At 40.0% G+C, this 21210-nt stretch carries 23 protein-coding genes; 22 read left to right on the forward strand and 1 reads right to left on the reverse strand.

Annotation, left to right across the window (positions count from 1 at the left end):
- Nucleotides 1-76: 76 nt before the first annotated feature.
- The 21 genes from ACXAFE_RS14670 to ACXAFE_RS14770 all read left to right on the forward strand — a co-directional run bounded on the left by ACXAFE_RS14670 (nucleotide 77) and on the right by ACXAFE_RS14770 (nucleotide 18597).
- Complete coding sequence (locus tag ACXAFE_RS14670; RefSeq protein WP_475153792.1) at nucleotides 77-934, forward strand: helix-turn-helix transcriptional regulator; 858 nt, start codon at nucleotides 77-79, stop codon at nucleotides 932-934.
- A gap of 5 nt (nucleotides 935-939) precedes the next feature.
- Nucleotides 940-1638 (forward strand): hypothetical protein, encoded by a 699-nt coding sequence (locus tag ACXAFE_RS14675; protein ID WP_475153794.1) that lies wholly within the window; start codon nucleotides 940-942, stop codon nucleotides 1636-1638.
- Nucleotides 1616-2101, forward strand: a complete 486-nt coding sequence (locus tag ACXAFE_RS14680) for a hypothetical protein (RefSeq protein ID WP_475153796.1) — start codon at nucleotides 1616-1618, stop codon at nucleotides 2099-2101. The genes ACXAFE_RS14675 and ACXAFE_RS14680 overlap by 23 nt, the downstream gene beginning before the upstream one ends.
- Before the next feature lie 87 nt (nucleotides 2102-2188).
- Entirely contained in the window at nucleotides 2189-3679 is a 1491-nt protein-coding gene (locus ACXAFE_RS14685) for a regulator of G-protein signaling domain-containing protein (RefSeq protein ID WP_475153800.1), read from the forward strand.
- Nucleotides 3680-3752: 73 nt separating this feature from the next.
- The gene (locus ACXAFE_RS14690) at nucleotides 3753-4211 is read left to right on the forward strand and encodes a type III secretion system chaperone (RefSeq protein WP_475153802.1); all 459 of its coding nucleotides are present in this window, start codon (nucleotides 3753-3755) and stop codon (nucleotides 4209-4211) included.
- 18 nt (nucleotides 4212-4229) lie between these two features.
- Nucleotides 4230-4673, forward strand: a complete 444-nt coding sequence (locus ACXAFE_RS14695) for a type III secretion system chaperone (RefSeq protein WP_475153805.1) — start codon at nucleotides 4230-4232, stop codon at nucleotides 4671-4673.
- A 27-nt stretch (nucleotides 4674-4700) separates the two neighbouring features.
- Nucleotides 4701-5423 (forward strand): winged helix-turn-helix domain-containing protein, encoded by a 723-nt coding sequence (locus ACXAFE_RS14700; protein ID WP_475153807.1) that lies wholly within the window; start codon nucleotides 4701-4703, stop codon nucleotides 5421-5423.
- An 87-nt stretch (nucleotides 5424-5510) separates the two neighbouring features.
- Entirely contained in the window at nucleotides 5511-6611 is a 1101-nt protein-coding gene (gene sctW, locus ACXAFE_RS14705; protein ID WP_475153809.1) for a type III secretion system gatekeeper subunit SctW, read from the forward strand.
- A complete protein-coding gene (locus ACXAFE_RS14710; protein ID WP_475153811.1) occupies nucleotides 6608-6982 on the forward strand; it encodes a hypothetical protein in 375 nt (124 codons plus the stop codon). Before sctW ends, ACXAFE_RS14710 begins: the two co-directional genes overlap by 4 nt.
- The gene (gene sctX / locus ACXAFE_RS14715) at nucleotides 6982-7362 is read left to right on the forward strand and encodes a type III secretion apparatus assembly protein SctX (RefSeq protein ID WP_475153813.1); all 381 of its coding nucleotides are present in this window, start codon (nucleotides 6982-6984) and stop codon (nucleotides 7360-7362) included. The genes ACXAFE_RS14710 and sctX overlap by 1 nt, the downstream gene beginning before the upstream one ends.
- Complete coding sequence (locus ACXAFE_RS14720; protein WP_475153814.1) at nucleotides 7362-7766, forward strand: hypothetical protein; 405 nt, start codon at nucleotides 7362-7364, stop codon at nucleotides 7764-7766. The genes sctX and ACXAFE_RS14720 overlap by 1 nt, the downstream gene beginning before the upstream one ends.
- Nucleotides 7747-9861, forward strand: coding sequence for a type III secretion system export apparatus subunit SctV (gene sctV / locus ACXAFE_RS14725; protein WP_475153817.1), 2115 nt, complete (start codon nucleotides 7747-7749; stop codon nucleotides 9859-9861). The genes ACXAFE_RS14720 and sctV overlap by 20 nt, the downstream gene beginning before the upstream one ends.
- Before the next feature lie 137 nt (nucleotides 9862-9998).
- Nucleotides 9999-11369: a type III secretion system ATPase SctN gene (gene sctN, locus ACXAFE_RS14730; protein WP_475153821.1), complete on the forward strand. Its 1371-nt coding sequence runs from the start codon at nucleotides 9999-10001 to the stop codon at nucleotides 11367-11369.
- Nucleotides 11366-11845: a type III secretion system stalk subunit SctO gene (gene sctO / locus ACXAFE_RS14735; protein WP_475153826.1), complete on the forward strand. Its 480-nt coding sequence runs from the start codon at nucleotides 11366-11368 to the stop codon at nucleotides 11843-11845. Before sctN ends, sctO begins: the two co-directional genes overlap by 4 nt.
- Nucleotides 11842-13599, forward strand: coding sequence for a hypothetical protein (locus tag ACXAFE_RS14740; protein ID WP_475153828.1), 1758 nt, complete (start codon nucleotides 11842-11844; stop codon nucleotides 13597-13599). The genes sctO and ACXAFE_RS14740 overlap by 4 nt, the downstream gene beginning before the upstream one ends.
- Nucleotides 13596-14579, forward strand: a complete 984-nt coding sequence (gene sctQ / locus ACXAFE_RS14745; RefSeq protein ID WP_475153831.1) for a type III secretion system cytoplasmic ring protein SctQ — start codon at nucleotides 13596-13598, stop codon at nucleotides 14577-14579. The genes ACXAFE_RS14740 and sctQ overlap by 4 nt, the downstream gene beginning before the upstream one ends.
- A gap of 1 nt (nucleotide 14580) precedes the next feature.
- Entirely contained in the window at nucleotides 14581-15231 is a 651-nt protein-coding gene (gene sctR / locus ACXAFE_RS14750; RefSeq protein WP_010558990.1) for a type III secretion system export apparatus subunit SctR, read from the forward strand.
- A gap of 3 nt (nucleotides 15232-15234) precedes the next feature.
- Complete coding sequence (gene sctS / locus ACXAFE_RS14755; RefSeq protein ID WP_010558991.1) at nucleotides 15235-15501, forward strand: type III secretion system export apparatus subunit SctS; 267 nt, start codon at nucleotides 15235-15237, stop codon at nucleotides 15499-15501.
- A 2-nt stretch (nucleotides 15502-15503) separates the two neighbouring features.
- Nucleotides 15504-16289, forward strand: a complete 786-nt coding sequence (sctT, locus tag ACXAFE_RS14760; protein WP_475153835.1) for a type III secretion system export apparatus subunit SctT — start codon at nucleotides 15504-15506, stop codon at nucleotides 16287-16289.
- Between the two features lie 8 nt (nucleotides 16290-16297).
- Complete coding sequence (sctU, locus tag ACXAFE_RS14765; protein ID WP_475153838.1) at nucleotides 16298-17392, forward strand: type III secretion system export apparatus subunit SctU; 1095 nt, start codon at nucleotides 16298-16300, stop codon at nucleotides 17390-17392.
- A gap of 155 nt (nucleotides 17393-17547) precedes the next feature.
- Entirely contained in the window at nucleotides 17548-18597 is a 1050-nt protein-coding gene (locus tag ACXAFE_RS14770) for a hypothetical protein (RefSeq protein WP_475153840.1), read from the forward strand.
- 124 nt (nucleotides 18598-18721) lie between these two features.
- Here ACXAFE_RS14770 and ACXAFE_RS14775 read toward each other — a convergent pair whose 3' ends face one another.
- Nucleotides 18722-18919, reverse strand: coding sequence for a hypothetical protein (locus tag ACXAFE_RS14775; RefSeq protein ID WP_475153842.1), 198 nt, complete (start codon nucleotides 18917-18919; stop codon nucleotides 18722-18724).
- 238 nt (nucleotides 18920-19157) lie between these two features.
- On the opposite strand from ACXAFE_RS14775, the gene ACXAFE_RS14780 reads away from it, so the two are divergent.
- Nucleotides 19158-21200 carry a winged helix-turn-helix domain-containing protein gene (locus ACXAFE_RS14780; RefSeq protein WP_475153845.1) on the forward strand — a complete coding sequence of 681 codons (2043 nt, stop codon included), beginning with the start codon at nucleotides 19158-19160 and terminating at the stop codon, nucleotides 21198-21200.
- Nucleotides 21201-21210 lie beyond the last annotated feature (10 nt).

Here is a 21210-nt window from a genome sequence, read left to right on the forward strand (position 1 = left end):
TGCCTAATTCCACGTTTTTTTAATAACGGTGTTTCGGCATCGCGGGTTTTTTCGGCCTAAATTTGAGGGAAGCATTATGCAAACACAATTAGCTACGCTTGACAATACGAATTTATCGCAAGCTTTTACTAGTCATTTGGCGTTTGATTATGGAACTGCATTTCGAGTAACAATGCCTGTAGGTACAGACTATGCTATGGCGTTTACAGCACCACTCACATTGCTCATGGTGGTAACTGGTACGGCTGGGGTAAATAACCAAAAAGCCTATGCTCCAGCTAGTTTATTACTTGTAAAGGATGGCTTCTGTCATTTTGAGAACCTCGATGGCGCCCGCGACACAGTAATTTTATGTTTATCACTTGAACAAACATGGCTTTTAAATTTTAAACAACGTTATCAAGCATTAGTGACTGGCATTCAGGTGCGTGACCAAGATGAAAGCTCAGCACCATTAGCATTTTGTGGCTGTGATTTAACACGAATGGCGATGACGGGTTTAGATCAACTGTTAAGTGATGCACAGGTACCTAGCTTAACATCACTGAAAGTTGAAGAGTTGTTATTACTGCAAATTAATAAGTCAGAAGGTGGTCGCTTAATAAACTTATTGGTTGAAAGTTGTGATCCTGCAACAGAGCGCTTTAGATCATTTGTAGAAAAGAATTATTTAAAAGACTGGTCGTTAGAACAGTTTGCTAAAGAAATTGGCATGTCACTTACTGCATTTAAATCGGCATTTAACCAAATTTATCATACATCCCCACGTGCTTGGTTTAATGAGCGTCGTCTTAAATATGCCGCGCATTTATTGCACACCAGTCAGATGCGTGTGATTGATATTGCTATCGAAGCGGGTTTTTCAAGTCAGTCTTATTTTACCCAAGCATATAAATCGCGTTTTGGCATAACGCCGAAACAAGCTCGTAGGTAATTATTATGATTAAAACCGCTTTAAACCTATTCCTGTTTTTTATGTTGAGCGCCTGCAGCGTAACAAAAGAGCAAGTGCAGCCATTACTAAATACAGTGAATATCGGTGTGTTAGAAGGTACTCGGTTAGCAGATTGGCGTTTGTTAAGTAAGTCAGAACAAACACTTGCTGGCAAGGTTATCGAGTTACCGTATGACGCGCTATTAGATGATATGCGTGTTGGCAATTTAGACCTTATCGTTGGCATCCCTGAAATGGAAGATCTGAAACTGCAAGGCCGTAGCATTGTGTTAGAAGAGCGCATTTTCGATTATTTAGTTTACAAAAAGGATCAACGATTACTGAATGAATATGTGTTCGAAAGCAGCTTTTTGAAACAAGTTCAGCGCCTGGGCTACGTTGCAAAAGGTGAACCTGGTGTAGTTAATGAGCTGGTGATGCCAAAGGCACTAGTGCACCAATCTTATATTCAATGCGACTCATTAGATCACTGCTTTCAATTACTTGTCAGTCAAAATATTGATGCAATTTACAGTGATATCGCAGTACTTGATAAGTTTAACAGCGATAACACGCTCCTAACTGCTGGATTTGAAAAAAATGTAGGCTTTACGCTTATGATGAACGACAAAACCCTCACACAAGCAGAACGAAATGAACTAGGTAAACTCTTTTCAACTAATGATGAAAAACAGACATTTTAAGCCGTGTGATGCGGTAACAGAGATTAAAAAATCTCAGCGGCGAGCAGAGTTTAATGTGCTGTCCGGGTTTTCAAGACAAGGCCTGATCGGACGAAATCTGCGCGGTTTTGACATTGTTAAGTTTTATCAACGCCACCCAGAATTGCTTCATGAATTCGCACGAACAGAGGCGGGTAGTGCTTATCGTGAGTTTATTATCGCGATTGTTGAAAGTGATGTGGTAGCCCTGGCAAAACAACCAAATGATAACAGTGACAAGCTAAGCAAGGTATTTATTCAGCTCCATCAACAGCTAGCAAATGTGATTAGCCATAACACCTTTATCGGTTGTACACATTTGTTTGATGAATATACAAATTGTTTAACCGCGCTTTATGAAGATGCAGGTAACGCACTTATTATTAAAGCAATTCTAGACGTTTTGTCGTCCATGCTGACAAAACTGTACGAAGCAAAAAAATAACCGTTCATTTTGGTGAACACACAACAATGTTATTGAGATGCAAAAGGTATTTATCTCAGCATACTCAGCCATAAAAAAGGAAATAACATGACCATAGAGAATCTGAATGCGGGTAATGTGAGTCAAACCACAACTCAGACTGCCGTAAATGCAGAAAACACGCCTGCTACAGTAAGTAATAATGCGACTAATAATCGCCAAGTTTCTGATGTAACAAACCAAACCGAAACGCAAGCACAGCAAGCGACCTCAAATGATAACCGCAATGCGTTTCAAAAAATGGTTGATGGTTTTTGTGAAAAGTTCGGAGAATTTTGGAGCAAAGTAGAAACACGCTTTGAAAATTCGCGATTGTTTGCGGGTATGCAGGGTTTTGGCAAAGGAATGGCAGATACAGGCCATGCAATTGAAACTGCGGCGAAAGCAACAGGCGAAACTATGCAAGAGAAAGTGGCTGGGGCTGTAGGGCATGAATCAGGCGCGATAAATGCCTGTGTTCGTCGCGATATGCGTCATGTTCAAGACACTCAACAACTCAAGGTTGAAAATTTAAGTGCAGAGACAAGCCATCACTTTTTGCAGCAATGTGCAGAGCATGGAAATAGAATGGATGCAAGTTACATGATGAAAGAGTTGGCAAATGAAACAGACTTTGCAAAGTTATTTAGTCTTCACTTAAAAAACGAGTTTTCACAAGAAAATATTAACTTTTTAGATGCTATTCAAAAGCAATTTATTGTTGATGTTGAGCAGCCACTTACTCGCAACAGTCATAATTTGGCATTTGAGGTAGAGGACCTGTGCAATATCCATCAATCCTTTATAAGTAACGGTGCTGATATTCCCATAAACGTGAGCTCACGTACCCGTAAAAAATTAAGCGAAGACATACATGATTATGTGTCTGCGTTAAAGGATTTAGAATTAGCTACTCGCGCCCAAACAGATGAAAACGCACAGCCGCTTGGTGGTGAAGAAGTACCGAGAAAACAACAAGCTGCTAAATCACCAAACATTTTAAATGGCGATATGGCAACGTTAAAAGCCGTTGATGTCAAGCTTACTGATGAGTTAGACCAAAATGATCCATTATTTAATGAGAAACAAGCTGTACTCGATTGCAAGCATCACTTGAATACTTCAATGCGAGCTGCAGTTAATGAAATTGGCAAACTACTAAATGACCCAAATCTTCGGTTCCAAACCCAATTGAAACAAAATATTACCGGTACGCGTTTTGATTCAAATACGGCAACAACGATGCCTCAAAATAATGAAACGACGACAGTTAAAGGAACTACTGAAAACCAAGTCTCAAGTGACGCCACTGTTAAAAGCGATCAAATAACACATACAAACACATTTAGTCATAGCCATCTCACACTCGCGCATATTTCAAAAGCCGCTGATGTAATAGAGCCTACAAATAGCTTGTCGGTTGATGATTTGAGTGTGCCGCAAAATGACGAACAATTAGCTCTTTCAGACGAGAGTAATGGCAATGTGTCTAATAATCCGATTGGTAGAACACATACCTATGGCAATACCTTAACGGTACCGGGAATGGGCGAAAACTAATTCGCAATTGAGAAATAAAGATAGCTATATTTAACCAGTGAAGCAGCTAGTCTGCTTCATTAAGAGAGATGTTATGAGTAATAAATTCAAAGAATTAGTGACTGAATGTGCAAAACTTATTGGCTTCGAAAAACCCGATGTGAAAGAGGACTTTTACGCCCTTTTGATTGATGGCATTCGTGTATTAATTGAACCTGCTGATGCGACTGATATGGAAAAAGAAAGTATCTTTTTCTATGCCCAAATAGAGACGCTTAATGATGATGAGGTTACGCCAGTAACCACATTTATTCTGCAAAAAAATGCCGAATTTAGCGCAACAGGTGGTACGTCGTTAGGTCTTTTACCGAATGAGAATATCGTGACAATTTATCAATTGTTACCAAGCGAGTTAGACCGTGCAGAGCTGGTCATTGCAGCGTTAAATAAGTTTGTTGACGTTGCTGAACAAATGAAAAAAGACATCGGTGAAGTTAAATATTTACCGACATCATCAAACCAGCCATTAGATAACACGTTTTTATCAGTGTAACGTGAAGGAGTAATCGATATGAAACAATTCAAATTAATGGTTGAAGAAGCGTGTGCCTTGTTAGAAGTCACACCACATGCACTGACAGATGAGGATTATCAGGTAAATTTAGAACAATTGGTGTTTCGCATCTCGTTTCATCCGAGTGATGGCACGTTAGGCTTAAAGGCTGCATTAGCAAAGCCGACAGGTGATTTACCCAAAGCGGTTTATAACTTAATGCTAAATGCCAATGCCACTGGCGTTCAATTACAAGGGTGTAAAGTAGGCATTGAAGCAGCATCCAATCAAATTGTGTTAGCAAAACTATTACCTGCGGAGATTCAAGAAGGTGAGCAATTAGCGCAAAAGATCTTATCTTTCACTCAAGTAGCGTTGTTTTGGCAGATGACCTTAGCAACCGTAAAAGATGATATGACCGATGAGGTTGTGCCATCACACCTGAGTTTGTTATCGGTTTAATAAGATAAGTCCAAACGGGGGTATTCTATGGTGCATAATGTTGAAGCAATTGCGCAAACAATATTAATTATTGGTACGGAACAGATTGCTGTAGAACGCCTCCAAGCTGGCTTTGCAGAAGTTGGTTGGTTCGTTTTGGCTGAACAAAATTGCCAACGTGCACTCAGTCTAATGACACATTTAACGGTTTCTGCTGTGTGTATTTTTGAGCAAGACAATGACCTAGAATCAGACGTTGCGTCACTCAAAAATAGAACACAGGGTATGTTGTTTGTGTTATCAGATAATTTATGTGCAGATCAGCGTTTAGCGTTTTATAATTTGGGCGTGAATCACGTGTTTGCTAAACAGGCGCTTGCACTTGAAATTAGAACCGTGATTACCACCCTACAGCAACAACAATTGATGCAATCACCGCCAAGTACTGCTCAAGTAGTTGATGATAAAAACTGGCATTTTTGTTCACAAAGCCGTGTGCTAAGTGTTGATGAGAAAGTCATAGGATCATTGTCATACAGCGAAGCCAAAATATTAAAAATGCTGATTGATAATCGCAATGAAACGTTATCAAGAGAGCGTTTAATGATGGCGTTAGGACGATTTAGACCAAACCCTGAAGATCGCACATTAGATAGACTGATTTGCAATTTACGTAAAAAATTTAAGAAAGTGTGCCCTAACACGCAGTTTATTTTATCACTTTATGGCCATGGCTATGTGTTTACATCACCAAATACAACACAAATCTAGCGCTTGAGCCAAAACTTAATAAAAACTCGTCTTTTTTCACAAAAATAACCCTGTTAATTGATTTACTCTTATCCTGAGGAGTGAAATATGTCTATAAATGCAGCGCCAATAAACCCAAATCAGTTTAATGCAAAACTGTCGGGAGCAAATGTCGAAACTAAAACAACCAGTCAGTTTCAAAACACATCTGTTGGAGTGATAGGGAACAGTGCACAAAACCATCTAAACGCGCTAGAAGAGCTGACCAAAGCCTTGGGTGATAAAGCATCGGCTCAATTTACGCAAAGCAAAGCCAAAGACATGCGTCAGTCAAATGCTGATCGTGTTGAAAAAATTCAACAATTAATGGAAATGGCGTTTAAAGTTGAAAAACGCAATCAATTAGATGAATTAGCGGCAGATTTACTTTCAGGTGGCAAAACCGACCATCAAGCGCTCAGACAAAAGTTACAGGAATTCAGCGACGATGTAACGGAACAATACATCGGCTTATTAAGTGTGCGTGAGCAACTTAGTGCAGGTGAGGGCAATGAAGCCATTCTTCAGCTTGTTAATCAGCAGTTAGCCGAACTAGAGCGCAAATACGGTCAAACATTGACCTTAGGTGTTAACACCTTTATTCCAACTATTGAAGCTGCAAATGCAGGTTTAGATGAAGGTAGCCAGCTGCGTCAATTCTATGCTGATTCGGTAATGGATTACCAAGGCACTGCTGCTGCATTTTCTGATTTAATTGAAAAGTATGGTGAAAGTCGTTTTGAAACTGCTGTGGCCTTTATGTTGCAAGCGCTTGCGGCCGATTATGAGGCGCAAGGCAGCAGTATCGATAAGTCACAGCTTAGTGTGATTATGAAGGATATGAACCGACTGAAAATGCTGGCGGCAATGTTTGATCAGTGTAACGAGGTTGCGCAAAAGTTCGATCATGCACAAGTCACTGCGCGCGGACTAATGCAAAGTGTGATTACCATAAATGATATGCCGTGGGCTGACCAAGCTGAGGTAGAAAAGGCGCTCAATGTCAGTGATTTACCGCTTGGTATACAAATAAACGTGTTTGCTGAGGTGCGTAATATTGTGAATAACATTCCTCATGATGCGTTTAAAGATCCAGAGCAGCACGGGCAATGTGTAATAGCATTAGAAGCGGCGCGTCATGCGGTAATTGCAATTGAGGAAGCACTATGACTGATTGGTTAGAGAGCAGCTTAAATGGTTTTTTAGCCAAGCTCGGTTTACCTATGCAGCCTTGGCAGGGTTCTCCCCATTTGTCTTTGCAATTCGATGGGGACATAACCTGTGAAATATCTGTTCTCGATTCGCAATTAATGGTGAGCTTTTTAACACCTATCGTGTTATCGAGTCAGACTCAGGTTCTCGCATATTTAACTAAGATGAACCCGGTACACTTTCAAAAAGGGCAGTTTTTCCGTTATCACTGGTATCAAAACCAAGCTATTGTGCAGCTAAATTTAGCTCACGAGGACGTTACTGAAATTGCGCTAGAGCAAGCGTTCACCGCATTACTTAATGAAAGCCAAGCGATTAAGGCATTGTAATGAGCACACCGATTGATTTAAAAGTGGGGTTAACTTCCATCAGTCATATACGACATGATGAAGTACCCACAAAACTGCCTGAAAAATCAGAATTGCCCCAGCTAGGTGAAGCGATTGACTCGCATTTTGATGCCCTTTTTCACGTCTATCAAGGTCAAACGTTAGTCGAAAATACCTGCCGGTTATCCGACGCAACATGTAAAGAAATTGCGCATCTCAATTTATTCAATATGCCTACCGATACTTTGCAATGGTTAGGCGAAATGAAAAAAAGTGGCGATGTAGACGTCGAGACTGAGCAAGAAGCCAGAGCGGTGTTAAACGAAATTGCAGAGTTGTCTTTAATTTTGAATATCAGTAGTAAATTGTTGGTGCAATGATGACCGAAACCCCTGTTCAACATAATAAAATAGAGCGGCCACATCGCGAGTATCGTCAATGGCTATTGATGCAAGCGCAACTGCAACAAGACTATGCTAGCAATGAAAAGGCGGTGTCGTTAATTAAGCTGGTTGAGTCGGTTTATGGTGCCGATTTAGAAACAGGTCTGATGCTCTGCCGCGCTTGGGCAGATCTTGGCGAATTAACCTTATTAGAACAACGAGTAGAGCGATTGCTTGCGGACAACCAATTGAACTGTGAACAGCGCGCAGCAATTTATTATTGTTTAAGCTTTTCACGATTCCAAGCGGACGATCTTATCGGTGCACGAAGAGCCCATCAGTTGTATCTTTCTTTAGCCTCAAATATAAATCAGGAAAGTGATGAAAAACCTTCTGCTTAAAATGAGTCAACGCAGTGACTTAGCACTCGCGGTGTTACTTGTCGCCATCATTTTTATGATGATTCTTCCGCTACCAACTGGCTTAGTTGATGGCTTAATTGCAATGAACCTTTCAATTGCCGTAGTGTTACTGATGATGTCGGTTTATATCAAATCACCACTTGAGTTCACGGCATTTCCAGCGGTGTTGTTAATTACCACACTCTTTCGTTTAGCACTTTCTATTACTACTACACGGCTAATCTTAATGGATGGCGATGCCGGCGATATCATTACGACTTTTGGTAACTTTGTCGTGGGTGGTAATTTAGTGGTTGGTGTGGTTATTTTCTTAATTATCACCATTGTCCAATTTATGGTTATCACCAAAGGGGCTGAGCGCGTCGCTGAGGTAAGTGCACGCTTTTCACTTGATGCCATGCCGGGCAAACAAATGAGTATCGACGGTGATATGCGCGCAGGGGTATTAGACGTTGATGAAGCGCGAGTAAAGCGAAATGCTCTAAGCCGTGAGAGCCAGTTATTTGGCTCAATGGACGGTGCGATGAAGTTTGTAAAAGGCGATGCTGTCGCTGGTTTAATTATTATTTTCGTCAATATTTTAGGCGGCATTACCATTGGTATGAGTCAAGCCGCGATGTCGGCAGGCGAAGCTCTTGAGGTGTATTCAATTCTAACCATAGGTGATGGTCTTATTTCGCAAATACCAGCACTGTTTATTTCAATTACTGCCGGTATTATCGTTACCCGTGTTTCAGCAGGTGATGAAGACGAAGAAGATCAACAAAACTTAGGTGGTGATATTGGCTCACAGGTGACAGCTCAGCCAAAAGCGCTACTTATTGGCGCAGCACTATTAACTGGTTTTGCACTCATCCCTGGTTTTCCAACGTTTATCTTCTTAGGCTTTGCTGCTGTGATTGGTGCAGGCGGCGTTTATTTAGTAAAACGTAATCAAGATGCGGTGCAAACCGTTGAGACCTTGCCCGAAGTTTTGTCCAAAGGCAGTGGCGCGGCAGCAACAAGTTCTGCTGAAAGCAAAAAAGCAGCGGCTAAAAGTAAAGCGCAAGGAGATGATTTTTCGATTACGGTTCCGCTGCTGGTTGATGTATCTGCGAATTTAGAAACTGCACTTGATGCTACCAATTTAAATGCTGAGCTTGCAGAAGTAAGGCGAGCGCTTTACTTAGACATGGGGGTGCCGTTTCCCGGCGTGCATTTGCGTTTTAATGCCGCTATGCCAAAGGATGAATACGCGATTTTGATGCAAGAGCTTCCAGTGGCTCGTGGCAAACTTGTACCCAATAAGATATTAGTTTCCGAGCCTGCACAACAGTTAGATATGCTTGGCATTGCCTATCAGCAAGAGCAGGCTTTTTTGCCAAATATGCCGAGTTTATGGGTTGATAAAGAGGATTTAGAAGAGGTAATTGCAGGCTCATTATCGTATTTTTCAATCGATAAAGTAATGACTTTTCATTTAGCTCATGTGTTACGTAAATATGCAGAAGAATTTATCGGTATTCAAGAAACGCGTTTTTTACTTGAGAAACTCGAGCCCCATTACGGCGAATTAGTAAAAGAAGCGCAGCGCGTGGTGCCAATTCATAAAATGAGTGAGGTGATGCAACGTTTAGTGTCAGAAGATATCTCGATTCGAAATTTGCGTGTCATCTTAGAATCTCTGGTTGAATGGGGTCAAAAAGAAAAAGACGTTGTGCAGCTCACCGAGTACATTCGTGCAAGCCAGCGCCGATTCATTTGCTACAAGTATGCTGCTGGGCAAAATGTATTGCCTGCGTTTATGCTCGATCAGCAAATTGAAGAGCAAATTCGTGGTGCAATCAGACAAACGTCAACAGGCTGTTATTTAGCACTTGACCCGAGTACTTCGCAAAAGTTTATAGCGAATGCAGTGAGCACTGTGGGTGATCTTAAAAAATATCAACGTAAACCCGTGTTACTGGTTGCAATGGATATTCGCCGCTATGTGCGAAAGTTACTTGAAAGTGAACTTTATGAGTTACCGGTTGTTTCGTTTCAAGAATTAACCAAAGAAATCAATGTGCAACCGGTTGGTAAAGTTGTCGTGTAATAGTTAGGTGTGGGCAATCGCCCATGCCTTCAGTTTGTATTCTTGCCTAAACTATAAAAAAAGCCGCCCTTGGCTAAAATCGTTATCCCTTACGTTTTTACATAATAACGCTAAGCAAAACTTACTAACGATATTCCGTGTCAGAATTCAGTAATACCCTAACCGAGTTAATTAACGAGCAAAAAGTTGCTAACGCAAAGCGTATGGCACAGATGAATGCAAATTTATCTGTTGCACGTCCTTTGCGGGTGAGGGGCTGGGTTTCTCAGGTTTCCGGTACGATTATTCGGGCTGTGGTGCCTGGGGTAAAAATTGGCGAACTATGTCGTTTAGTTGACCCTGAAAATAATAGCTTTGTCCTTGCAGAAGTGGTTGGTTTTGATGAACACCAAGCACTCTTGACCCCGATGGGGGACATGATGGGGATCTCAAATAGTACTGAGGTGATCCCAACAGGCAAACCTCATCAAATTAGGGTGGGTGAGCATCTACTCGGTGAAGTGGTTGATGGCCTTGGTCAACCGATGAATAAAGAGGAACACGCTGAGTCTGAAAAAGGCACATTAATCAGTGTGTATGCTGATGCCCCAAATGCAATGACGCGAAATACTATCGAAAAACCTCTCTCGTTGGGCGTTAAAGCCATTGATGGTGTGTTGAGTTGTGGTGAAGGCCAGCGTTTGGGGATTTTTGCGGCAGCAGGCGGTGGTAAAAGTACCTTACTTGCCATGCTTATTCGCAATGCCGATGTTGATATCACAGTACTTGCGCTTATTGGTGAACGTGGACGTGAAGTCCGCGAATTTATTGAGCGCGATTTAGGTGAAGAAGGCCGTAAAAAAGCGGTACTTGTTGTAGCCACCTCAGATAGACCTGCGATGGAAAGAGCAAAAGCGGCCCTTGTAGCCACTTCGATTGCAGAGCATTTTCGTGATCAGGGTAAAAAAGTCCTGCTGTTAATGGATTCTGTAACGCGCTATGCGCGGGCGCTTCGCGAAATCGGTCTAGCAGCAGGCGAGCCGCCAACACGTCGTGGTTACCCACCTTCAGTATTTGCAGCATTACCACAATTAATGGAGCGCGCAGGGCAATCAAATACCAGTTCAATTACGGCTTTATACACGGTTTTGGTTGAAGGTGATGATATGACCGAGCCAGTTGCCGATGAAACGCGTTCAATATTAGATGGCCATATTGTACTGTCACGAGAGCTTGCTGCTGCAGCACATTATCCGGCAATTGATGTATTACAAAGTGCCAGTCGAGTGATGAATCATTTTGTCAGTTCTGGCCATAAACAAGCGGCACTAAGTTTACGAAATGCGCTTGCTAAATACAAAGAAGTCGAACTGCTTATTCGTATTGGCGAATACCAAAAAGGACAAGACCAAGAAACGGATAAGGCAGTGGAGGTCATTGAACGGGTGAAATCATTTTTACAACAAGGCACAGAAGAAAACATTCCGTTTGATAAATCTGCCGAGATATTACAGGCGTTATTTAAATGATGCTTGAACGCTTACAACAAATAAAACAGCGCCAACGAGACAAATCAGAGCAAGCATTGTTGCAAGCTGGAGCAAGATTGCGTGCGTTAGAAACGGAACTTAAAGGGCACATTGAAACGTTAGAAGAGTATATCGTATGGCGTAAAGAACAAGAGAAAACCCTCTATCAGCAGGCGCACGATGCGTTTTTAACACGTTCTGGCGTTGATAAGTTTCGCCTCAAGATTGCAAAGTTGCGTAGTCATGATGCGACTTTGAAAAAAAATATCGCGACCTGCGAGCAGCAGATTGAAGCTGCAAAAAACACCGTTCAGGTATGTCAGGCTGGGTTACAAACAGCGAATAAAGCGATGGAAAAATTTGCTTCTTTAATCGCACTTGAAGAGAAAAAACGAGCATTACTTGCCAATCGCAATGAAGAAAATCAACTCGATGAATTTGTGACATCGCGCTTTTCGGGAATGAAATCACTATGAAAATTACTAATGATACGATGCAAAATCGCCCTGCTAATGGGGTTGATGTGCCAACAAGTCACGGCGCTCAACTAATTGAACAGGGAAGTCGATTTACTCACTTAGTGAATGATAAAAAACTTACTAAATTACATCAGACTAATGGTGGTTTGGTGCAAAAGCCGGTTGCAAATACTCCTGATAAAACGCCAATAAATTCCGAGCAGGGTGTGCTTTTACACAAACACGGAGAGGACGTATTTGATTTTAAACGGTGCATAAATAAAGAAGCTTTTAATAACTCAAAGAATAGCGTTAATGAGCAACCAGTTCGCCATGATATAACTTTTCCGCAATTCATAGCAGACTTTGATGTTATTTATAGCTGTGCGGATGCAGGGGTGAACTCTCAGGTTACTAACATCAAACCTGCGTCATCCGTTTTGATTGGAGAAGAAAGTGTGCAATCACATGTGCAAATTCAGAGTTCATTCATACCGCCACATCACTATAACTCGTATTCATTAATTACAAATGAAAAAAAGCAGGTATTACAAAATGAAATTGAGCTTGATATTGGTACAGCGCCTCAGAAATCAATAAGTGATTTAAACGGTTTTCAATTAGATGACAAACATGCCCAACCGGCAAGTACATTTGATGCGATTGTTGATGAAAATACAAAAAACATAGAGAGTGCTTTAGAACGCCAGGACCCAACCCAAAAAAGTGAAAAAGCATCTGAACCAGTTAACGATATTGTTGATGAAACTCCTTATAAATTCAGAGTTTTAGAAAATAGCTCGGAGAGTTCGGAACTAAGGGAATTAAACTCAAGCTCTTTTGAAAGTTCAGGTGTTTTTGTAGCAAACGTAATTGAAAACAGACCTACGAGTGAAGTAGGCGCATCTGACAAAAAAAAATTGTCAGTTGAACCCAGAATTATACCAGCTATAGATAACGAGCCGAGACAAATAGTAACTATTGCGGCTCCTGCTGCGTCATTTGAGAATGCCGCGCTAACAATTGATGCTAAAGACGTTCTTAAAGAAACACTAATTGCTTCAAAAATAAGCGAAGTTACGAACTCACAAGACATGACAAAAATGCTTGTTGCTAAAAGTGGCATGGATTCAAATCGTGTTGCATTTAGCGAATCTACAAACTGTTTTAGTGGGAAAATGTTAAACGATATTGCGTTTTCTAAAGACGTCAATGATTTACTACAAAACAATCAATTAAACGTGAGCATAAAAAATGATTTACCAACAACTATTTACTGGACTCATGCTAGCCAAAAAATAACACCAAGGCTTGAAAAGGCGCTCGATAACTTAGGCGATACAATAACGGAAGTGGCAAGCTCAGTGTCACTGCAAAGTACACCGCACTCTTTGCCATCGGTTGAGCAAGTTTTTCGTGCCCAGTTAAAGTCTATTGACCAAATCCATATTGTAGAAAATTTTAAATCACACTTTGCCCAGATTGACGAAGCAATACTTAAGCAATCGCCGTCATTGTCGATTTCGTTAGAAAGTCAATATTTACAAGGCGGTAAAGTACAAATTGACATTGAACAAGGGCGTTTAACAATTCATTTCGATGTTTCGTCATCACACGTTTTGGCGCAGCTTACGCAGTCTTTACCGGATTTAAAACTAGTACTGAATGAACGCTATCCGCAATTTAATACCCAGTTTTCAATGAATGACTCTGATCAGCAAAGACAGCAACAAGAAGAGCGAGACGAGCAGAGCGATGGTGAGCAATCATGATGGTAGAAAAATTCGATTTAGCTGCAATTGCACCTGAACAAGTTAGGTTCGCTAATTTATTACTAAAACAACCTCTAAGACTAGTTTCAGAGCAGGTAACTTGCCATCAATTGCGTCAAATTCCTGAACCTCAAGAAGACTTAATCAAAATTGAGTGTGCAGTTGGGCAACAGTTATTTAGTTTATTCGCAACCCATGCTGCATTGCAGACATGGCTTGAAAATAAAGGGTATGCATTAAGTATTACCTCTTTACCTTCGCCTCTACTTGAAGCTTTGATTGAAAAACTGCTGTCACCACTACAAGGCAGTTTCAAACAATTATTCGGTGAATTTGTAGCGATTTCATCGATTTCACTCTCTACACCTTTTAAATCTGATGAAGAGTCTTTTTGCTGCGAATTTACATTCAGCACACCCGACGACTTAGCCTTAATTATCGCGTTAAAACAACACCAGCTAGCGCGCTTAATGTCACAAAACCCAACATCAGTAAGACAAGGCCTTTTGGCAATCGACCTTAAGCTTAGTGTAAGCATGGGTAAAACAACTTTGCCTCAAACCGACTACTTAGCGCTTGCTTGCGGCGATGTTGTGTTTTTTGACCAATGTTATTTCGACAAAGAGCAGCGTGTTTGTCTTTTAATAGAAAACACACCTGCTTGGCAAGCAAAGCTGAATAACTACACCATCACAATTGAACATTCTTGGAGTAATACCATGAGCGAAGAACAACTTGCACAACCTAATGCAGTATTTGATTTAAATACTGTTCAAGTTGAATTGGATTTTTCTTTACCGTCACAGACCTTGTCATTACCGGATGTGCAAAACCTTCAACCAGGTTATGTGTTTGAAAGTGATTGCAACCCCGATTCCCCCATCTTGATAAAAGTGAATAATCAAGTGATTGCCAATGGCGAATTAGTCAAAGTAGGCGAAAAACTGGGTGTACGTATCTTGGATGTAGCTGGAAACTAATATGCTCGGCAATGATTTAGATTACGTCTCGTTAATTATTGCTTTAGGCGCATTAGCCCTTGTGCCCTTTTTAGCAGTGATGGCGACTTCATTTATAAAAATAGTGATTGTATTTTCACTATTAAGAAATGCACTGGGCGTACAGCAAACACCACCGAATATGGCGCTTTACGGTGTTGCAATGGTGTTGACCTTGTACGTGATGGCCCCTGTGGGTTTTGAAGTAAAAGAGTATATGGATAACAACCCTGAAGTAGTTGAATCGCCAGAACGTTTTGGTGAATTAATTGATAATGGGCTTAAGCCGTACTTACAATTTCTTCATAAAAATACCACAGAAACAGAGCGGGATTTTTTTATTAATAAAGCACACGAGCTATGGCCTGAGAAACATGCTAAAACGTTGAATGAAAACAGCCTATTAGTACTGATGCCAGCGTTTACAGTCACACAAATCACAGAAGCATTTAAAATAGGCTTTTTAATCTACTTACCGTTTCTAGTAATCGATTTGATTGTGTCAAACATCTTATTGGCAATGGGTATGATGATGGTGTCGCCGATGACAATTTCCTTGCCATTTAAATTATTAGTATTTGTGTTGCTTGATGGTTGGACACGTCTCACACATGGTTTAATCGCGGGGTATTAACTAGTGAATTTGTCGACAGCGGAACTAATCCAACTAGCTAATGAAGCACTTTATTTAACCTTGATTTTATCATTACCGACCATTGTTGCCGCATCATTAGTAGGTACCCTGACAAGTTTGGTGCAAGCATTAACGCAAATTCAAGAGCAAACCCTATCGTTTGTTCTAAAGCTTATTGCTGTCGTTGTCACTTTGATGATTACGGGTAATTGGATGGGACAAGAGATCAGTACTTTGACCGACAATATCTTTAAAGCGATTGGTGGTTAACCATGTTAGATGCGGCAGGGCTTGAACAAATCATCAAAACCTATCTGCTCGGTGTACCGCGTTTAACGGTAGCGTTTATGATACTACCGGTATTAAGTAAGTCTGTGCTGGGGGGAAGCATGGTGCGAAATGGCGCCATGTTGTCGTTTGCACTTTTTATCTACCCAATGACTGCAGACTCATTGCCAGCTGATTTATCGTTGGTGGACTACTTTACGATTTTAATCAAAGAAATGACGTTAGGGTTAGTGATTGGTTATATGGCGGCTGTACCATTTTGGATTGCTGAGGGCGTTGGCTTTTTTATTGATAACCAACGCGGCGCCGCGATGGCGAGTTCTGTCAACCCGATTATGGGCGAGCAGACTTCACCGCTGGGCATATTTATGACACAAATAATGGTCACCATTTTTGTCATTAGTGGCGCGTTTTTATCGCTTATTCTTGTTATGGTGCAAAGTTACGCTGTGTGGCCTGTTGGTGTTTTGTTGCCACAGTTTATGACAGGGTTAGACACGTTTATTTTGAGCCAATTAGATTTAGTCATGGAATTGGTTGTTGTGTTGTCTGCGCCAGTAATTCTAGCCATGTTTTTATCTGAATTTTCGCTGGCATTAATTAGCCGGTTTGCCCCCCAGCTGAATGTGTTCTTTCTTGCTATGCCAGTGAAAAGTGCGATTGCGCTCTTTGTATTAATTTTATACCTAAAATACTTAGTAGAGCATTTATACGATTTAATCGAAAAAACACCCAGTCAAATCATCGAATTTATGATTAGCTCGTTTTAGGTATCTTTGTGTCTGAAAAAACCGAACAACCCACACCAAAAAAACTCAAAGATGCTAAAAAAGATGGCCAAGTTGCGAAAAGCAAAGAAATTGTCTCGCTCGCTATGCTGCTTGCTGTAATGGGCTATTTTTATATTTTTGGCACAGTGTTACTTGAACAAATAATGACGCTCTTCAGTTTACCAACGCATTTCTATGATCGCGTTGAGAATCACACATTTAATAAAACCATTGGCCAAATTTTATTATTGTTTTTATTGCAGACGATAAAAATGCTTGCGCCATTACTGTCAATCGTTTTTCTCACTGGCATCATAAGCAATTTAGTACAAAGTGGCTGGATTATGAGCGCTAAACCAATCAAGCCTGAGCTTAAAAAAATAAGTCCCAAAGAAGGCGCAAAAAAAATATTTAGCTTTAAAAACTTAATGGAGTTTATAAAGTCGCTTATTAAAATTATTGTGCTTAGCTATACCGCCTACTTTATTCTCACCAACGAAATGAAAACGCTGATGGCGATACCTCACTGCGGTGCTGCGTGTGCCTTTACGTTATCAGGCAGCTTAGTATTTAAATTAATTTTGTATTGCTTAGGCGTGTTTATCTTCTTGGCAGCAGCTGACTATTTGCTCGAAATGAAACAGCATAAAAAACAGCTGATGATGAGTCATGATGAAGTTAAACGTGAATATAAAGAGATGGAAGGCAGCCCAGAAATTAAAGGGCGTCGTAAACAATTGCATCAAGAGTTGATGGAAGAGCAAGTCGAAGCGAGAGTTAAATCTTCCGATGTGATTGTGACTAACCCAACGCGAATTGCTGTTGGCTTAAAGTATGATGCAACCGCTGCGCCATTACCCTATGTCACGATTAAAGGTGAACTACTGTCGGCAAAGAAAATTCGCACAATTGCTGAAAAACACGGTGTGCCAGTTATTCGGCAAAAATATTTAGCACGTGGTTTGTTTGCAAAAGTTGAAATGGATAACTTTATTACAGAGGAATACATTGAAGCAGTTGCAGACATTATCCGTTTTGTGCGCAGTTTAGAAAATGATGATTTCGCAGAGGATGAATCTGACGCTAACAATGATTATTACTAAGTATATAAAAATCAATTGTTTATACTGATTTTAAAACATAAAAAAAATTTCGTTAACTGCATACATTTCTGCATAATTCATTGTGTATTACCCATCATAATAAATCTTAATTTAGGAAAACAATACTAAGTAAGTTACTTATTAGGAACGAATATATGTCAGATCTTGGTCTAGGCGGAGCTCAATCCGCTTCACAAACAAGTGTGATTAACCCATCACAAGTTAATAGTAATAATGATGCAAACTCTAAGATAAACAGTGCTGAATTAGGTCACCGTGATGTGCAACAAGTATCAAATGACCCTGTATCTTTGAGCTGGCAAGACAAGTTTAGTAACGCCTGCACCCAGATTAAAAACTCGATTGTTGCGATGCTAAATAATGTGAAAGAAGATATAGCCCAGTTGTGCGATGACGCATCTAACAAACTAGAGGCTTTTGGCGAAGCAATTAGCGATAAAGCAACTTCAATCTTAAATAGTATTAAAAGTATGATTTCAAGTGACAATAATGGTCTGTCCATTGATACCCATATCAATATTGAGGCGGGAGTTTCTATTATTGTTAATCAGAATGACCAACCGGGTGCCGGTATGGGACCTGGAGCTCCGGTTAATAACATGATGGTAATGGATGATGTGCCAAGTCAAATTCAGGCAAATATAGAAGCCATGATGAACCAAAGCGGTGAAGATGCAGATGTTAATGTTGTAGCAAATGGCCCGCAACTTATCCGAGAAGGTAGCATTGAAGGCATACCAGATAACATTAATCTTGGCGCTACGGCTGGCTATATTGATGATGTTGTCAATCAAAGTGACTCACCAGCTAACAGACAAATGGCTGTTGACCAAAATATTGCCGAACAAGCGCAAGCTGCATACGACTTCGAAGGGCAAATTAATACAGGCTTTGAACAACAAGCTGCTGCAATGGCTGAAGATCAAAATATTGCCGCGAAAGCCACTAATATTGAAGATGCTATTGGCGAAGCTGTTGGTGAGGAAAAAATCGTTGATGTCGATGCATTAAGACAAGAAGCACTTGCACAGCAAAGTAAGGAAAATGATGAGAAATTTGCCGATAACCTTAAAGCTGAAATGGAAGCGATGAATGTTGCATTGGATGATATTATTGAAGATATTCAAGAGTCGGGTTCAAATCCAAAAGAGACGGTTGGAAACGACCAATATGGTGAACAGTAATTAGTTATACTGGCGGTTAATGTTGACCGCCTTAATATTCTTTGAAATGGTTAAATATACTCAAGCGAAGTTGAACATGTAAAGCGGCATGCACTTGGCTGAATAACTATTCAAAAACTATAGGCTAAAACCTAATCTTAAAAGACACTGAAAAAAGGCTACCAGTGTCTTTTTTCTTTTCAACTTGCTTCTTTTTTACTTGTTGCGTATTCGTCTTTTTTGTTTGTGTGTACTGGTTTGAATTTGAAGCTTGTAACACTTCATTGTTATTAAGCTCAGGCATTGCTAATTGTGCTGCAAAAATAAGTGCAATAAGTGACATTGGTTGATTCCGCTTTACATAAATTACGTTTGTTGGGCCATGATGCCGATTAAATTAATTTTTGTCTCTTATCAAACTATTATATTGTGAAATATAAGGTTTAACTTAAAATTATACATAAAATTCAATGTTTTATACGAATCCTTATCTGGTTATTTTTTAAATAAATAATATTACCTATAGAAAATAAAGTGAGTTATGCTAATATCGCGTTTATTTTTTGTTAACTGCGACCAACGTGATTTATCAGTTAGGACCTTGGCTTTTTGATAGCGATTTATGTTTGCTTTCAAATGGTGATATTAAAACTGAATTAGACCCACTTCTTGTTAAGTTATTGCGGTATTTTATTGCACATCCAAAGCAAATTATTTCTCGCCAAATGTTGGTTGATAACGTTTGGCAGCAATCATTTGTTGACGACAATGCGATAAATCGTGCAATGTCTGAATTGAGAAAACAACTCCAGCATTCTGAGCTTGAAGCGCCGCTAATCAAAACCCATTATCGTAAAGGGTACAGCTTACAACTCCAGCCAAAAGTAATTGAAAGCCAAAACACTGAGATTGTGGAAAAAGGTCAATCAAAACAAACGAGCGCCCGTCCAAATACGTTGCTTATTATTGGTGTATTATTGTTGGTTGTTGGGCAACTTTGTTGGTATTTTTGGCCAGAGCACAATAGTGATTATGTAGCGAAGGTAGATTTTACTACTGAGCTTGTAACAAACGATAACGGTGCTGAAATGCTTCCGTTATTTAGTTTTGATAAAGCGTTCATGGCTTACACTCGCTCTTATCCAGATACAAAAGAGCGAAAAGTGCATATTAGACGGATGGCGGATAAGCAAGAAATTATGCTGGTTCACCCAACAATGATGATTTCTGCATTAGCGTGGCAAAATCAGCAGCACAGTTTAATTGTGCAGGCAGTAGATATCAGCTTGGGTAAATGCGAGTTTCTGTTGGCAGATGTATCGGGCTTTACAGTACGTTCGGATTTTACGCATCTATCAGATTGTAATTACCAAACAGATGGCTACGCAGCGCTTGATAAACAAGGGCGGTATTTGTATTACACATCGAGTAATAACGACCTAAAAACAAAAGCCTTGTTAAAGTACGATACAGAAACCAAGACATCACACGCATTGGTCCCGGCGCGTCCTGATTTGTTTGGCCCAGCGATGCCAAAGCTGTCACAAGACGGAAAGTGGTTAGCCTATTTAATTTTTGAGAAAAATAAGCTCGTGCAAGTGTTTTTGCACTCATTAGATACACTAGAGTCAAAAAGGCTATATCAAAATAAGTCAGCAACGTATTCATTTGCATTAGATTGGGTCGACATAAAAACGTTACGATTTATTGATTACGATGAAATTGTAACGATCGATATCAACTCATCAAATATTATTGAACGCCTGTCGCTACCTGATTTTGTGCGGCCTTACTATATAAGTCACAAAGATAAGACAGATCTCTATTACACAACGGGAAACACTCAGCATTATGGCTTTAAACAAGTTGATGACTTTAGTCGAGGGCAGGATGCGTACAATATTTATGAATCAAACCATCACTCATACTTTATTCAGTATGATAATGAACGCCAACAGTCTTATTTTATTTCTAAACGAAGTGGCATACCGCAGGTATGGCATGGAAACAAATTAGGCGTTAAGCAATTAACCCATTTTGAAGATAAAGCAACCGAATTATCAAAGTTGAAGTTAAGTCCCAATAGCAAGCATTTGTTGTTTCAGCGCAATAACCGCATTGAAATTTTAAATGTAGATTCGGGTAAATTACGCAGCGTTGATTTTTTAGCACGTAAAGAACTATTGTCGATTATATGGGGCGAAAACAGTAATACTTTGTTATATGTAGAAAAAGGCGATGAAGCACGGGTAAAGCGTTATGATTTTATAACAGAGGAACAGCAAACCATATTATCAGTAAACTCATTGTCACTGTTTAACAGTAATAACGGTGTGCCTTATGCCGCAACTGATAAAGGCTTAGTTAATCTAGACACTAAAGAATTAGTTTCATTGCCTGACAATGTTATTGTCGATTTAAATATGCGATTTAACTCTGTAGATGATTACTTTTACGCAACCGACCGAATTAAAACGGTTTATCGCTTTAAAGCAGGTGATAAAGAAGCCGATGTCAGTAAGCTCGATTTTAATATTCACAGTATGGACATAACAAATAAACACCAAATATTACTCGGTAGTAGAACCATGAAAGATATCAATATCGAACGGATCTGGTGGTAAAACACTATTT

It is taken from the genome of Pseudoalteromonas sp. ABV4_021 (genome assembly GCF_056159365.1).